This window comes from Stackebrandtia albiflava, from assembly GCF_007994225.1.
Taxonomy (GTDB): Bacteria; Actinomycetota; Actinomycetes; order Mycobacteriales; family Micromonosporaceae; genus Stackebrandtia; species Stackebrandtia albiflava.
The window spans coordinates 1,543,752-1,557,346 of sequence record NZ_VLLL01000006.1; the positions used below are offsets into that span (position 1 = coordinate 1,543,752).

Annotated in this window: 16 protein-coding genes; 11 read left to right on the forward strand and 5 right to left on the reverse strand. The window is 70.3% G+C overall.

Annotated features, from left to right (window positions below; translation table 11 throughout):
- The first annotated feature begins 1 nt into the window (after position 1).
- The 4 genes from nudC (at position 2) to LX16_RS18115 (ending at position 3,507) form a co-directional block, all read left to right on the forward strand.
- On the forward strand, positions 2-847 hold the full coding sequence (nudC, locus tag LX16_RS18100; protein ID WP_147140381.1) for an NAD(+) diphosphatase: 846 nt from the start codon (positions 2-4) through the stop codon (positions 845-847).
- Between the two features lie 111 nt (positions 848-958).
- Positions 959-1,603: a winged helix-turn-helix domain-containing protein gene (locus LX16_RS18105; protein ID WP_147140383.1), complete on the forward strand. Its 645-nt coding sequence runs from the start codon at positions 959-961 to the stop codon at positions 1,601-1,603.
- A gap of 13 nt (positions 1,604-1,616) precedes the next feature.
- Positions 1,617-2,852, forward strand: a complete 1,236-nt coding sequence (locus LX16_RS18110) for an MFS transporter (protein WP_147140385.1) — start codon at positions 1,617-1,619, stop codon at positions 2,850-2,852.
- A gap of 70 nt (positions 2,853-2,922) precedes the next feature.
- Positions 2,923-3,507 (forward strand): TetR/AcrR family transcriptional regulator, encoded by a 585-nt coding sequence (locus LX16_RS18115; protein ID WP_147140387.1) that lies wholly within the window; start codon positions 2,923-2,925, stop codon positions 3,505-3,507.
- A 12-nt stretch (positions 3,508-3,519) separates the two neighbouring features.
- Here LX16_RS18115 and LX16_RS18120 read toward each other — a convergent pair whose 3' ends face one another.
- Positions 3,520-4,614 carry a Gfo/Idh/MocA family protein gene (locus LX16_RS18120; RefSeq protein ID WP_147140389.1) on the reverse strand — a complete coding sequence of 365 codons (1,095 nt, stop codon included), beginning with the start codon at positions 4,612-4,614 and terminating at the stop codon, positions 3,520-3,522.
- Positions 4,611-5,363 (reverse strand): sugar phosphate isomerase/epimerase family protein, encoded by a 753-nt coding sequence (locus LX16_RS18125; protein ID WP_147140391.1) that lies wholly within the window; start codon positions 5,361-5,363, stop codon positions 4,611-4,613. Before LX16_RS18125 ends, LX16_RS18120 begins: the two co-directional genes overlap by 4 nt.
- Positions 5,364-5,585: 222 nt before the next feature.
- Between LX16_RS18125 and LX16_RS18130 the strand changes: the two genes are divergently transcribed.
- Positions 5,586-6,761, forward strand: a complete 1,176-nt coding sequence (locus LX16_RS18130) for a hypothetical protein (RefSeq protein ID WP_147140393.1) — start codon at positions 5,586-5,588, stop codon at positions 6,759-6,761.
- Between the two features lie 136 nt (positions 6,762-6,897).
- The gene (locus LX16_RS18135; protein ID WP_147140396.1) at positions 6,898-7,512 is read left to right on the forward strand and encodes a 3'-5' exonuclease; all 615 of its coding nucleotides are present in this window, start codon (positions 6,898-6,900) and stop codon (positions 7,510-7,512) included.
- Here the strand turns inward: LX16_RS18135 and LX16_RS18140 are convergent.
- Both LX16_RS18140 and LX16_RS18145 read right to left on the reverse strand, forming a co-directional pair.
- On the reverse strand, positions 7,489-8,328 hold the full coding sequence (locus LX16_RS18140; protein ID WP_147140397.1) for a hypothetical protein: 840 nt from the start codon (positions 8,326-8,328) through the stop codon (positions 7,489-7,491). The genes LX16_RS18135 and LX16_RS18140 overlap by 24 nt on opposite strands.
- Positions 8,329-8,400: 72 nt before the next feature.
- Positions 8,401-8,907 (reverse strand): DUF2199 domain-containing protein, encoded by a 507-nt coding sequence (locus LX16_RS18145; protein WP_147140399.1) that lies wholly within the window; start codon positions 8,905-8,907, stop codon positions 8,401-8,403.
- 89 nt (positions 8,908-8,996) lie between these two features.
- Here LX16_RS18145 and LX16_RS18150 point away from each other — a divergent pair, with 89 nt between their 5' ends.
- Positions 8,997-9,794: a formylglycine-generating enzyme family protein gene (locus tag LX16_RS18150; RefSeq protein WP_147140401.1), complete on the forward strand. Its 798-nt coding sequence runs from the start codon at positions 8,997-8,999 to the stop codon at positions 9,792-9,794.
- A 52-nt stretch (positions 9,795-9,846) separates the two neighbouring features.
- Here the strand turns inward: LX16_RS18150 and LX16_RS18155 are convergent, their stop codons facing one another.
- Positions 9,847-10,083 (reverse strand): mycoredoxin, encoded by a 237-nt coding sequence (locus LX16_RS18155; RefSeq protein WP_147140403.1) that lies wholly within the window; start codon positions 10,081-10,083, stop codon positions 9,847-9,849.
- Positions 10,084-10,204: 121 nt separating this feature from the next.
- Between LX16_RS18155 and LX16_RS18160 the strand changes: the two genes are divergently transcribed.
- From LX16_RS18160 to LX16_RS18175, 4 genes are all read left to right on the forward strand, one after another.
- Positions 10,205-12,286 (forward strand): ATP-dependent DNA helicase UvrD2, encoded by a 2,082-nt coding sequence (locus LX16_RS18160; RefSeq protein WP_425304427.1) that lies wholly within the window; start codon positions 10,205-10,207, stop codon positions 12,284-12,286.
- Between the two features lie 162 nt (positions 12,287-12,448).
- Positions 12,449-12,766, forward strand: a complete 318-nt coding sequence (locus tag LX16_RS18165) for a hypothetical protein (RefSeq protein WP_147140407.1) — start codon at positions 12,449-12,451, stop codon at positions 12,764-12,766.
- 143 nt (positions 12,767-12,909) lie between these two features.
- On the forward strand, positions 12,910-13,257 hold the full coding sequence (locus tag LX16_RS18170) for a WhiB family transcriptional regulator (protein ID WP_147140912.1): 348 nt from the start codon (positions 12,910-12,912) through the stop codon (positions 13,255-13,257).
- A complete protein-coding gene (locus LX16_RS18175; RefSeq protein ID WP_147140409.1) occupies positions 13,257-13,505 on the forward strand; it encodes a hypothetical protein in 249 nt (82 codons plus the stop codon). The genes LX16_RS18170 and LX16_RS18175 overlap by 1 nt, the downstream gene beginning before the upstream one ends.
- Positions 13,506-13,595 lie beyond the last annotated feature (90 nt).

The following is a 13,595-nucleotide window of genomic DNA, read 5'->3' on the forward strand; positions in this document are numbered from 1 at the left end:
CGTGCGGCCGAGGCTGGCCCGGTCGGTGTTGGACCGGGCGGCCCACCGCAGGGCCGACGCGAAGTGGCTCGACGAGGCGTGGCACCGGGGACGCGTCCTGGTGGTGGATCCGGCCACCGGGCACGCGCCGGTGGCCGGGAATCCGCCTCGGCTGCGTTACGTCACCGCCGCCGAGGCACCCGTCGGCGACCGGCTCTACCTGGGCGGCGAGGACGAACCCTACTTCGCCGTGGCCGGCGCCGTGACCGACGGCGCGGGGCTGCGTGAACTGGGGTCCGACCTGTCGGACTTCGACGTGGGCGTGTTGACGGAGGCCCTGTCGCTGGTGCGCTGGCACGCCGACCACCTGTTCCACACCGTCGACGGTTCCCCGACCGAGGTCGCCTCGGGCGGCTGGGAACGGCGCAGCGGGACGCGGACCGTGTGGCCGCGCACCGATCCGGCGGTCATCGTGTTGATCACCGACGGCGGCGACAACTGCCTGCTCGCCAACGGCGTGGGCTGGCCCGTCGATCGTTTCTCGTGCATCGCCGGCTTCGTGGAACCCGGCGAGTCGGCCGAGGCGGCGGTCCACCGTGAAGTGGGGGAGGAGGTCGGTGTGACGCTACGCGATCTGGCCTATGTGGCCAGTCAACCGTGGCCGTTCCCCAGGTCGTTGATGCTGGGCTTCCACGGGCTCGCCGATCCGGGTGCCCCGGTCGTCGTGCAGGACGACGAGATCGCCGCCGCCCGATGGTTCCACCGTTCCGAACTCGCCGCCGCGCTGGCCGGTGCCGACGCGCCGCTGCGGGTGCCCCCGTCGATCTCCATCGCGCGGTTCCTGATGGAGCGCTGGATCGCCGCCTGATCCGTCCGATCGTCCCTCCGATGTAGTGGACCGCCGGCATACCGGGTTTTCGGCCGTTCGGCGGACTCGCGAGGCTTGGAAAGAGTTCTTTCGAAAGATATCTTTCGACACATGGAAGACGCCGAGACCTCCGAACAGTGGCCGATCCGCACCATCCGGGACCCCGCCGTGTTGCGCGCCATGGCGCATCCGCTGCGGCTGCGCCTGATCGAGCTGTTGGCGGTGCACGGTCCCGCCACCGCCACCCGGTTGGCCGCGCAGGTCGGTGAGAGCCCCGCCAACTGCTCATGGCACCTGCGGCAACTCGCCGCGGGTGGCTACATCGAGGAGGCGCCAGGTGGCACGGGACGCCGTCGCCTGTGGAAGTTCGTCGAGACCGGCCACTGCTACGGCGGCGCCGACGACGAGCCGGAACTCGCCGCCGCCGGCCAGGCGGCGGGCGCCATCCAACTCGAACACGAGGTCGACCGGTTGCGGCACTGGCGGGCGGCCCGGACCGACGAGTCCCCCGAATGGCGCGAGGCGGTCTTCTCGACCAACTCGATCGCCTGGCTGACCGCCGATGAGCTGGCCGCACTCAACCGCGAGGTCATGGACCTGTACCTGCGCCACATACAACGCCACTTCGCACCCGAGACCCGGCCGGCCGGATCCCGCCCGGTGAGGCTGGTCGCCTGGGGCATCACCGACACCGACCTCGAGACACCCGCCGAACCCGACACCCCCGCCGACGCCGGTCGTCGACCCCGCTCCTGAAGGAAACCACCCCATGCGCACCCTGTTCGCCCAACCCGGTTACGCCCGGCTGTTCGCCGGTACGGCCGCCGCCACCATCGGCGACTCACTCCTGCTGCTCGTCCTGGCCATCTGGGTCAAGGACCTGACCGGCTCCGACGGCGCGGCCGGCATCACCCTGTTCTTCTACGGCGCGCCGATGCTGGCCGCGCCCCTGTTCGGCATGCTCGTCGACAGGTTCCGCAACCGTCCGTTCCTGGTGGTGGCCAACGTCGTCAACGCCACGTTCCTCATCCCGCTCGCCTTCGTCGGCGGAAGCGCCGACGTGTGGCTCATCTACCTGACGGCCCTGCTGCTCGGGGTGGGGAGCACCGTGGACAGTCCCGCGCTGAACGGACTGCTCAAACGCATGCTGCCCGCCGAGCTGCTGGTGCAGGCCAACAGCGCCTCACAGACCGTCCAGCAGGGAATGCGGCTGGCCGGCCCCCTGGTCGGTGCGGGCCTCTACCTGGTCGGCGGGGGCATCGTCGTCGCCGCCGTGGACGCCGCCTGCCTCCTGATCGCCGCCGCCACCATCTGGTCGCTGCGGGTCGAGGAACCGAAACCCGCGCCCCGGCCGGCGGAGAGCCGGTGGCTGCCGGAGATCCTCGCGGGCTTCCGGTTCGTCGCCGCCGACGGCGCCCTCAAACGGATCACCCTCGGCATGTTCCTCGCCGGGTGCGCGATCGGGGCGGTCGAATCGGTCGGGTTCGCGTTGACCGACAAGGGGCTCGGTCAGCCGCCGGAGTTCATCTCCGTGATCGTCACCGTCATGGGCATCGGTGGACTCCTCGGAGGACTCACCGCGGCGAAGGTGGTCACCAGACTCGGAGAGGTCGCCGCGGCGGCACTGTCGATGGCGTTGATCGCGCTGACCTGCCTGGTCTGGGTGATCCCGCAGACGGTGGTGGTCCTGGTGATCACGCCGGTGGTCGGGTACGCGCTGCCGATCCTGGTCGTGGCCGCGAACACGCTCGTGCAACGGAGGTCGCCGCAGGAACTCATCGGCCGGGTCTCCTCCGTCACGAACCAGTCGATCTCGGTGCCGCAGGTGTTCTCGATCGCCCTGGGGGCGTTGCTGGTCAGCGTCCTGGACTACCGGTTCGTGCTGCTCGGAATGGCGGTGCTGTTCGGCGCCTCGGCCGTCTACCTCTTCCTGGGGCGCCGCCTGAGCCGCGACACCGGCGCGACACCCGAACCGGAGGTGTCCGCCGAGGCCGCGACCGCCTGACCCCGGCCGGAGCCCACCCACCGGGGAACCCCGGTGGGTAGGCTCTGCCGTGTCACGACAAGGAGCCGCCATGGTGGGCTACGCGAAGGGCCGGGTCCGCCGGGAGGACATCATCGCCGCCGCCGCGGCGGCGTACGGGGAGTCGGGTTACCGGCAGGCGTCACTGCGCGACATCGCGCGCCGCGTGGGGATCTCGCACTCCGGTCTCCTCTACCACTTCCCGACGAAGGAGGCGTTGCTGACCGCCGTGCTCGAACGGCGCGACGCCGTCGACGCGGCCCGCGAACGGTTGCACGGTCCGCCCGGGGCGGCGGTGCTGCGCAGCATGGTGTCGCTCGCCGCCCACAACACCGACCACCCCGCCATCGTGGAGCTGTACAGTCGCCTCGCCGCCGAGGCGGTGTCGCCCGACCATCCCGCCCACGGATACTTCGCGCGGCACTACCGGCGGGCCCGTGACCTGGTGCGCGCCTCCTTCACCGCCATGGCCGAGGCGGGGGAACTGCGCGACGGGGTCGACCCCGACCGGGCGGCGACCGTGTTCATCGCCTTGATGGACGGTCTACAGGTGCAGTGGCTCACCTCGCCCGACGAGGTCGACATGACCGCCACGCTGCGCACGCACCTGGCGACCCTGCTGCGGGACGGGAGCTGAGGCCGCGCCCGGTCACGCCGTGCGCTTCATCGGATCCCATCCCTCCGGCAGTGGCGCGACCGGCACGAAGTCCGAGGTGACCGGTACCGGCGCGCGGGTGCGGATCGACTCCTCCACGGCCAGCATGACGTCGAGGACGTGGAACGCCAGTTCACCCGACGCCCGCTCCGCCGCACCGCCCTGCGCGGCACGCACCAGGTCGAGGACACCGACGCCCCGCGTCGCGGTGTGACCCTGCGGCGGAAGCTCCGATGTGTCGTCCAGCTCGAACAGGTGCAGGGTCGTGTTCCCGTCGAACCGGTTCGGGTCGGGCAACACGGCGGTCCCGGCCGGTCCGGTGATCTCGACCAGCCCGGTCCGGGACACGCCGGAGTCGAAACTCATGACCAGTTGCGCGACACCGCCGTCGCGGTATTCGACCAGTGCGTTGACGGAGGTCGGCACCGTCACCGGGAAGGCGGTGCCCGCCCGCGGTCCCGAACGGATCACGCGCGTCTCACGACCCCGCGTCCCGGTGGCGGTAACCCTGCAGACCGGACCGAACACGTGCGCCAGCGTCGTCAGGTAGTACGGACCCATGTCGAACAGCGGCCCGGCGCCCTCCTGGAACAGGAACTCCGGGGCCGGGTGCCAGGCGTCGGGGCCGGGTGACTGGAACACGGCCAGTGCCGTCGCGGGGCGCCCGATCCGGCCCTCCGCCATGGCACGGAACGCGGTCTGGAGTCCGGCGCCGAGCATGGTGTCGGGTGCGCAGCCGACCCGCAGGCCGTGGCGGTGCGACAGGTCCAGTAGTTCCCGCGCCGAGGCACGGGTCAGTCCCAGTGGTTTCTCGTTCCAGACGTGTTTGCCCGCGGTGACCGCGGCGGTGGCGACCTCGACGTGTGCGGCGGGGATCGTCAGGTTGACGACGACCTCGACGTCGTCGCGGTCCAGCAGTTCCGCGAGTGTGCCGCTGTGGGGGACGCCGTGCCGTTCGGCCTGCCGGGCGGCACGGTCGGTGTCCAGGTCGGCCACGAACCGCACCGCCAGATCCGGGAAGGTGCCCAGGTTCTCGAGGTAGGTGTCACTGATGACGCCCGCGCCCACCACTCCGACTCCGACGGTCATGACACCGACCCCCGCAGGTAGCGGAGACCGGCGGCGATCCCCTCGAAGACGTCGCCGTCGTAGGAGTCGAACTCGACGACCCGAAGGGCGGACCCCGCGGCGGCGAGGATCTCCGGAAGCGGCACGACGCCTTCTCCGGCGGGCGCCTGCCCGGATCCGTCGAGTGCCAACCCGCCGTCCTTGACGTGGACGGCGACCACGCGGTCGCCGAGCCGGCGCAGCAGGTCGGCGGCCGGTTCACCACCGGCCGTCGCCCAGTACACGTCGATCTCCAGGACCACGGCGGGATCGAGTCGATCGGCGAGGACGTCCAGCCCGGTGCGCCCGTCGAATCGGGTCTGCAACTCCCACCAGTGATTGTGGTATCCCAGCCGGAGCCCGTGGGAGGCCGCCTGCGGCGCGAGTGCGTTGAGGGCGTCGGCGATCCGGCCGATGTCGTCGACGGTCTTCCACAGGTCGGGTTCGGAGAACGGCTGGATGACGGTGTGGACGCCCAGGTCCGTGGCCGCGCGGAACGCCTCGGCGGGGTCGCCGTCGAGCAGTCCGGCGTGGGCGGTGGGGCATGTCGTTCCGGTGTCGTCGAGGGCGCGGCGGATGTCGGTGTGTCGTTCGGTGATGCCGAACGCCTCGATCTGCCGGAAACCGATGTCGTGCAGTCGCCGCAGCGTCTCGACGGGCCGGTCGGCGAAGGAGTCCCGGACGGAGTAGAGCTGGACCGAGGGCTCGGAGGGCGATGGTGTCGCGGACATGTTCGCTCCTTGTGGCCCGTCGTTGCGAGGGGAACGGGCCTGCCGAATTTCTACCACGTGGTCGGGATTTCAGCTACCGTCGCGTGTGGACCGCCATGATTCCTCCGCAATTTATGGCCGTATTGCGGGGGACCGACCGGATTCTCCGATTACGAGGTATTCGCAACCGTGAATTTTTCATACAGTGGGGTGCCGCCGTCCCCTCGCTCCCAGGAGGAAGCCATGACCCTCATCGGCGCCCGAATCCGGTATCGGGCGGCCCTGTGGCTGGCCGCGGTGCTGGCCGTGACCACGCTCGGTGTCACCGGTTGGCCCGCGCAGGCCGACGCCGCCGCGTCCGACATGCGACTGGAGATCAGCCGCACCGATCCCGCCCTACTGGACGCACTGCACGACCGGCTTCCCGAGGCGGGCGTCGTCGACGTCGTCGACTCGGCCAACCGCACCGCCCGCTCCTGCTCCGCACCGGTCAGCCACCGGGTGGCGTCGTTCTGCTGGAACTCCGGCGACGGATCCGTGGCGTACTGGATGCCGCAGGGGATCACCAGCAGTTCCGACGCCTACCCCGGCGGCACCGTCGACGGCCGGGAGGTCCTGATCACGAGCTGGTACGACACGGGAAGCTCCGGGATCAACCGCGGTGTAAGGCTCAGCTTCGTCGACATGAGCGACCCCGTCACACCCGACTACCGGCACATCCTGCTGGTCGAACCGTACTGGAGCGGTTCCGAGCCGAACTACAGGCGGGTGGCGGCGCACGCCGGCGGCCTGGTCTGGTACGGCGACAAGCTGTACGTCAACAACACCTACGACGGCATGCGCGTGTTCGACATGGACGACCTGATGCGGGTCAGCACCGGCGACAGTGGAAAGATCGGGCGGCAGTCCGACGGCCGGTACATGGCGCACGACTACCTCTACATCCTTCCGCAGTCCGGCCGCTACGTACCGAGCACGGTCGGCGGCGAGCCGCGAGTCCGGTACTCGCAGTCCTCACTGGACCGCACCACCTCGCCCGACAGCATGGTGGTCAGCGAGTACGGCAACCCCGGGGACGGCACCCGGATCATCCGCTTCGACCTCGACGAGGCGAACCACGAGATCCGGGCCGACTCCGACGGATACGCCCGTGCCGACTGGTCCCGGGTGACCTCGTTCCGCAGCGTCCAGGGCGCCACCGCCGTCAACGGCACCTTCTACGTGCAACGCAGCAACGGCGACGGCAGCCGGGGCGACCTGTTCACCTGGCGGCCCGGGAACTACGCCGAACCACACGACGGGACGGTCCCGATCGGTCCGGAGGACCTCAGTTACTGGAGCCAGAAGGGCCAACTGTGGTCCTTGAGCGAATACGCCGGCAAACGGTACGTGTACGCCTCACGGCTGTCGAGCTGGTGACGACCACCGGCCCGGCCGTCTCCACGGCCGGGCCGGCCGCCGTCCTCTCGGATACGAGCCGCCAGGTGCGATCGTGGTACCGAGTGACGGCGTAATTCGGTCGTCCGGATGCCGCACGGCTGTCTACAGTGCGGCCATGTCTACGGAATCCCTTCTGCTCAACGTCATCGACGTCGAGGCCACCTGCTGGCGCGGCTCGCCACCACCCGGTCAGACGAACGAGATCATCGAGATCGGCCTGTGCGTCGTGGACCTCACCGAGCCGCGTCGCGTCGGCCGGCACCGCATCATGGTGCGGCCCGCACGGTCCACGGTCAGCGCCTTCTGTACCGAACTGACCGGGCACACGCCCGCCGACGTCGCCGAGGGCGTCGACTTCGCCGAGGCGTGCCGACTGCTCCGGGAGGAGTACGACGGCAACACCCGGCCGTGGGCGAGCTGGGGCGACTACGACCGGGAACAGTTCCGCCGGCAGTGCCGGGCGACCGGCGTCGGCTACCCCTTGTCGCCCGCGCACACCAACGCCAAGGCGGTGTTCACCGACGCGAACGGCCTGCGGAAGCGGCCGGGCATGGCCAAGGCGTTGACGCTTGCCGGGCTGCCGCTGGAGGGCCGTCACCACAACGGCGCCGACGACGCGTGGAACATCGGCGCGCTGATCCTCACCTTCGCCGAACCCGGACGTCGTCTCCCCGTCACCACGGCCGCACCGCACGGCGGCCGAGGTTCAGGTCCGGGCCGGCGTCAGTAGCTCCGCCAGCCGCACCGGATCGGCCACGTGCAGGCTCACCGTCCGGACCGTCCTGGTGCGTTTCGCCCGGGAACCCATGCCGGGCAACACCACGCGGCACGGAGCCGCGAGGACCACGTCGAGGTTCGTGCCGTCCGCGCCGGCGATGTACAACCGGTCGTCGTCACAGGCGGGGTAGGTGTGCGAGTAGCGGCGGTTCTCCGACACCGAGACGATCGCCGACAACGGGATCACCGCGACCGGTTCAGCGCCGTACCGCAACGTCAACCGCGTCTCCGACACCAGGTGCGGATGCACCGAACGCGACGCGAGCAGACCGAGTAGGAACACGACACCGTAGACGGTCAGCACCAGCAGCACCACCCGCAGCCACTGCCAGGGCACCAGCAGGTGCACCACGACCGCCTCCAACAGCGACACCGCGATGAACGCCACCGGGATCACCATGGTGCCCCCGGCGTAGTCGAAACCGGCCACCGACGCCGACACGCCGTCGCGACGCCCCCGGATCCACAGCCACAGTGACCGGAACAGCCGGAACTCGCTGCGCGCGGCGTGCAGGAACGGGTCGGTGGCGGCGTGCGCCCCGAGCGCCCGGCGCCACGTGGACCCGGTCTCCCGGCGCAGCCGCAGCACCGCCCGCCATGTCAACGCGACGGTGAGCAGCACCAACGGGATCTCCACCGCCAGGGTGGCGGTCAACGCCTGGCCGGGGGTCAGGACCCCCAGGAGGGTGAGCAGGCCGTTCCCTCCGACGACCACGACGGTCACCACGGTGAAGGCGACGTGACGAGTGCGACCGGGAGGGGAGGACATGGCACGATTGTCCGGCACCACGGACGATCCGTCCAGTCGGGACGGTCGGGACGGTCGTTCGGCCTCGCGGCGCTACGGATGCATGACCAGTTCGGCGATCCGGCGAACCCGCTCCACGGTGATGCCCGTGCGCTGCTCGACGGCCAACGGGTGGTCGGTGGGTTCCAGTTCGACGAACGGCCGTTCCCCGACCGGTCTGGTGTGGACGAGGGTCTTCAGGTCCAGCGTACTGTGCGGGTACACCGTGAGTTCGGTGCTGAGCCAACCGAAGTACGGTGGTTCGGACTCCCTGCCGGGATCCTCCCAGCGGTGAACGGCACGCGCGAAGTTGTCGCGGCTCAACGACACCCACACCACCCACGAGAAGACCTCGTCGGTGCCGACGACCGGGATCTCCACGAGACCCTTGACGAAGAACAGTTCCGCCATGACGACGCACTGATCCGGGCCCAGGACGCTGTCGGGGTCGTGCTCGAACTCGTCGCGCCACACGGCGGGGGCGGTCGCGGCGTAACTCATCGGTGTCGCGGAATGGCGCATTCCGCAACTCCCGCAGTCGAACCCGGTGTCCACGGTCATGCCCTCAGCCTACGAGGCACCGGAACCGCGACCTCGGCGACGTCCACCGGCGACCGAGCGCGCCAGACCCGTGTGGGACGCTGCGGCACATGTCTCTCGCGGATCTCACCCTCGACGAATGGCGGTCGTTCGACCCGTCCACCGCACGCCGGATCGCCGAGCAGGCCGCACAACGGGCGGGCGGCCGGGTGACCCTGATCGACACCACGGAACACCTGGACGGCCCGCTGCACCGTGTCCGCATCGTGCGGGACGGCAGGGCGTTCGCCCTGATACCCGGCGGTCGGGTGTCCCTCGGATTGGACCTCGACCGCTGGCGGCCGACCCCGCGACAGGCCGCCGACTACGCCGAGAGCCTGGAACAGGGCTTGTGCCGGGGGACCGACCTCCGCGCCCACCTCGCGGAGGTGCTCAGTCCCCGCCGCGACGTCGTCCTGGCGACCGTGTTGATGGCGGTGGAGGACGAGAACCTGACCGCGCCGCCCACCGACACGCGCGCCGTCCTGGCCGCCGACGGCCTGCGGATGCCCACCGCCGACGAATGGGAACACGCCTGCGGAGCCGGGGCCGACACCCTGTTCCGGTGGGGCGACGACTGCCCGCTCGACCGCGTCCCCCACGAGGGCGCGCCCGGGCCGGAGACCGCGCCGAACGCGTTCGGCCTGCGCATCGCCTACGACACCTACCGTTCGGAACTCACCGCCGACACCACCTCGGTCCACGGCGGAGACGGCGGTGAATCGGTGTGCGGGGGTTACGGGCGCATGCTGGCATGGCTTCCCCTCGCCACGGCGAACCGGAATCCGGCGATGGCCGGGTTCGTGTACGGCCCCGAGGGCGAAGACCTCTACGAGGACTACTCCACCCGGCCGGTACTGACGCTCTGAGGCCGGGTCGGCCGCGACGCAGCCGCCCGGCCGCCCGGATGGTCGTCTCGGGTCAGGCGGCGGCGAGTTTCTGCTTGACCTGGACGATCGTCGGGTTGGTCAACGCGGATCCGTCCTCGAACCTGACGGTCGGGACCGTCTGGTTGCCGCCGTTGACGCTCATCACGAACTCGGCCGAGGCGGGGTCCTCCTCGATGTCGATGACCTGGTACTCGATGCCCTCCCGGTCCATCTGGCTCTTCAACCGGCGGCAGTAGCCGCACCAGGTGGTGGAGTACATGGTGATCATCGGGTTTCCTTTCCGAGGGGAGCCTGCAGACCGCTCAACATACCCCGCGCGGGCGGCATTCCCGGCCGCCCGCCGACGCCACGGGTCGGCATGTCACACCAGGGTGAGAGCATGGACGACTGTGACGTCCGAAGCCTTGCGAAACATCCTTGCCGGCCTGGACGACGAGCAGGCCGCGGCCGTGTCGGCGGACGCGGGACCGGTGTGCATCCTCGCCGGAGCCGGCACCGGCAAGACCCGTGCGGTCACCCACCGGATCGCGTACCGGGTGCGGCGTGGTGACCTGCGCGGTCAACACGTCATGGCGGTGACCTTCACCGCCCGGGCCGCCGGCGAACTCCGCGACCGGTTGCGTGGCCTCGGTGTGACGGGTGTCAACGCGCGCACCTTCCACGCCGCCGCCCTGCGCCAGTTGCGGTTCTTCGCCCCCCGCCTGTACCGGGGCGAACTGCCCGAGCTGCTGGACAACACGTGGAAGTTCGTGAGCATCGCCGCGGCCCGCGCGGGCCTGCGACGCATGGACAAGACGAAGAACCGCGACCTCGCCGCCGAACTCGACTGGGCGGCCGCGATGCTGGTCGGCCCCGACGACTACCCCGCGGCGGTCGCCAAGGCCGGGCGGATCGCCCCGATGGACCCGGCGGACGTCGCCAAGGCGTACGCCGCCTACACGGAGGCCAAGCAGCGCGCGGGGGTCATGGACTTCGCCGACCTGCTCGCCCGGACGGCGGGCGCGCTGGAGGACCACGACGACGTCGCGGCGCAGATCCGCTCGCAGTACCGGCTCTTCGTCGTCGACGAGTACCAGGACGTCAACCCGTTGCAGCAACGGCTGCTGGACGCCTGGCTCGGCGACCGGGACGACCTGACCGTCGTCGGCGACGCCAGCCAGACGATCTACTCGTTCAACGGCGCCACCTCCCGCTATCTCGTGGACTTCACCCGCCGCCACCCCGACGCGACGGTCGTCCGCCTGGTCCGGGACTACCGGTCCACGCCACAGGTCGTGAAGCTCGCCAACCAGGTCATCAGCCGGGCCGAGAGCGCCGAGGCGAAGCTGCGACTGGAACTGGTCGGGCAGCGGCCGGACGGGGAACCCCCCAGGTTCGACGTGTACCCCGACGAGGTCGCCGAGGCGTCGGCCGTCGCCGACCGGTCCGCGAAACTGATCGCCTCCGGTGTCCCGCCCCGCGAGATCGCGGTCCTGTACCGGACCAACGCGCAGTCCGAGGCGTACGAGACGGCGTTCGCGGAGGCCGGTATCGCCACCGTCGTGTCGGGGGCGGAACGGTTCTTCCAGCGTGCCGAGGTCCGCGCCGCGGTGGTCGCGCTGCGGCAGGCGGTGCACACCGACACCGGTGAGGGGTCGCTGACCGACACCGTGGTCACCGCGCTGGAGGCCGTCGGTTGGCGTCCGGGTGAGCTGCCCGAGGGCGGGGCGGCCCGGGAGCGTTACGAGGCGGTCGCCGCCCTGGTGCGCCTGGCCGAGGACCACGAGGAGTTGCGGCTGGCCGAGTTCGTGGCCGAACTGGGACGCCGGGCCGCGGCGCAACACGCGCCGACCCTGGAGGGCGTCACGCTCGCCTCGTTGCACGCCGCCAAGGGCCTGGAGTGGGACGCGGTGTTCCTGGTCGGCCTGGCGGAGGGCACCCTGCCGACCAGCCGGGCCCGGACCGCCGCGCAACTGGAGGAGGAGCGGCGACTGCTGTACGTGGGCATCACCCGGGCCAAGACCCGGTTGTTCCTGTCGTACGGGCTGACCCGGTCCTCGGGCGGCCGCAACCGGGAGGGCAGTTCCTTCCTGGCGGGCTACGGGTTCGCCTCCACCGCGGAACCGGCGCCGCCGTCGGCGAAGCCCAGGCGACGGAAACGCGATGCCGGTCCGGTCCTGTGCCGCGTGTGCGGCGCGACCCTCACCGACGGCCGGAGCCGGAAACTGGGCCGCTGCCCGGACTGTCCCTCGACGATGGACGAAGACCTGTTCGACCGGCTCCGGCAGTGGCGCAAGGACACCGCGACCGCCGCGGGCGTTCCGGCGTACGTGGTGTTCACCGACGTCACGTTGACCGCGATCGCGGAGCGCTCTCCCAGGTCGGAGGCCGAGCTGGTGTCGATCGCCGGAATCGGGGCACGTAAGCTGGAGGCGTACGGTGCGGCCGTGCTGGCCATCGTGGCCGGTGAGGTACCACCGGTCACGGAGTGACCGGCCGGTTCGGACGGGTCCGGATCGGCCGAACGGGTGAGTTTGAGTTTTTTCCTGAAACTCGCGTTAATTCGGTTGCGGCGGGTTCGACGCCCGACATAGCCTGACTAGCGCCGTCACGGTGACGGGGATTCGATCGGTATGGACGAGGAGGTGACCACAATGGAGATCATGATGAAATCGCGCGGGAACGCCGCGGTGTATCGCGCCGCGTCTGATCAGACCTCCATGGTCGGCCTCTGCGAACGTCCAGAGGTCCGTTTCCTCGCGCCAAACCAGCAGTCGGTCCAGGGGATCAGTGTGTCCTCCGCCGGTGCGCGGGACGAGTCCGTCCGCGCCCTGCGTGGCCTCGATATCCACGTGACCGCCATCACCATCGCCAACAAGGGACGCAACGGTAAGCCGGCGGGCTTCGCCGCAGGCGTCCGCCGCGGGATTCCGCCTCGAAGTAGGCCAGTGATCGGGCATCGAGCCCGATAGACCGGCTCCACTTCGAGGCCGCGAAACCCGACTCCCGGGATTCGCGGCCTCTTTCATTTGTCCGGCACGAGACGGTCGCGCGGCTCCGCAGTCACGCGACACACCAACAAGACGAAGAACCCGAAAGAGAGGAGACCGAGGTGTTGACCCTCGGCCCCGGTCTGCGTGAGCAGGCCATCGAGCAGGGTAGGGACCTCCCCTGCCGCCAGTACGACGCGGACCTGTGGTTCGCCGACACCCCCACCGAGCTGGAGTACGCGAAGTCGCTGTGCGCGGACTGCCCCGTGAAGATCGAGTGCCTCGCGGGTGCGCTCGACCGGCAGGAGCCCTGGGGCGTGTGGGGTGGCGAGATCTTCGAGGCCGGCGTCGTCGTGGCGCGCAAGCGGCCCCGGGGACGCCCCCGTAAGGACGCGGCTCAGATCGAGGCCGCGGCGCAGGCCGCTCTGGCGCAGCGCACCGCCGGTGTGCTCGCGCAGCTGGAGGTGGCCTGATGTACCGGCAGGACGCACCACACGGCACCGCCACCAGCGTCGTCCCGGCTCCCGCCACGACCCTGGCCCGACTCCTTTACACGACCACCCAAGCCACCATCAAGAACGGAACCGAAAAGATGAATCTTCTCCATGAAGCCCTCGCCCGCGCGCGAATGCGCGAGGTATGGCGCGGAGAGCACAGGCACAGGCGCCGCGGCGCCCGTGAGGTCATGCTCGACGTGCGCCGTCGCACCCGCGGTTTCTGATCCCGGTAGGGGATCGACGCGGTCGACACGATGATCACGGCCCCCGAAGGCCGCCGTTTCCGGCGGGTCCTTCGGGGGCCGTCGTCGTGA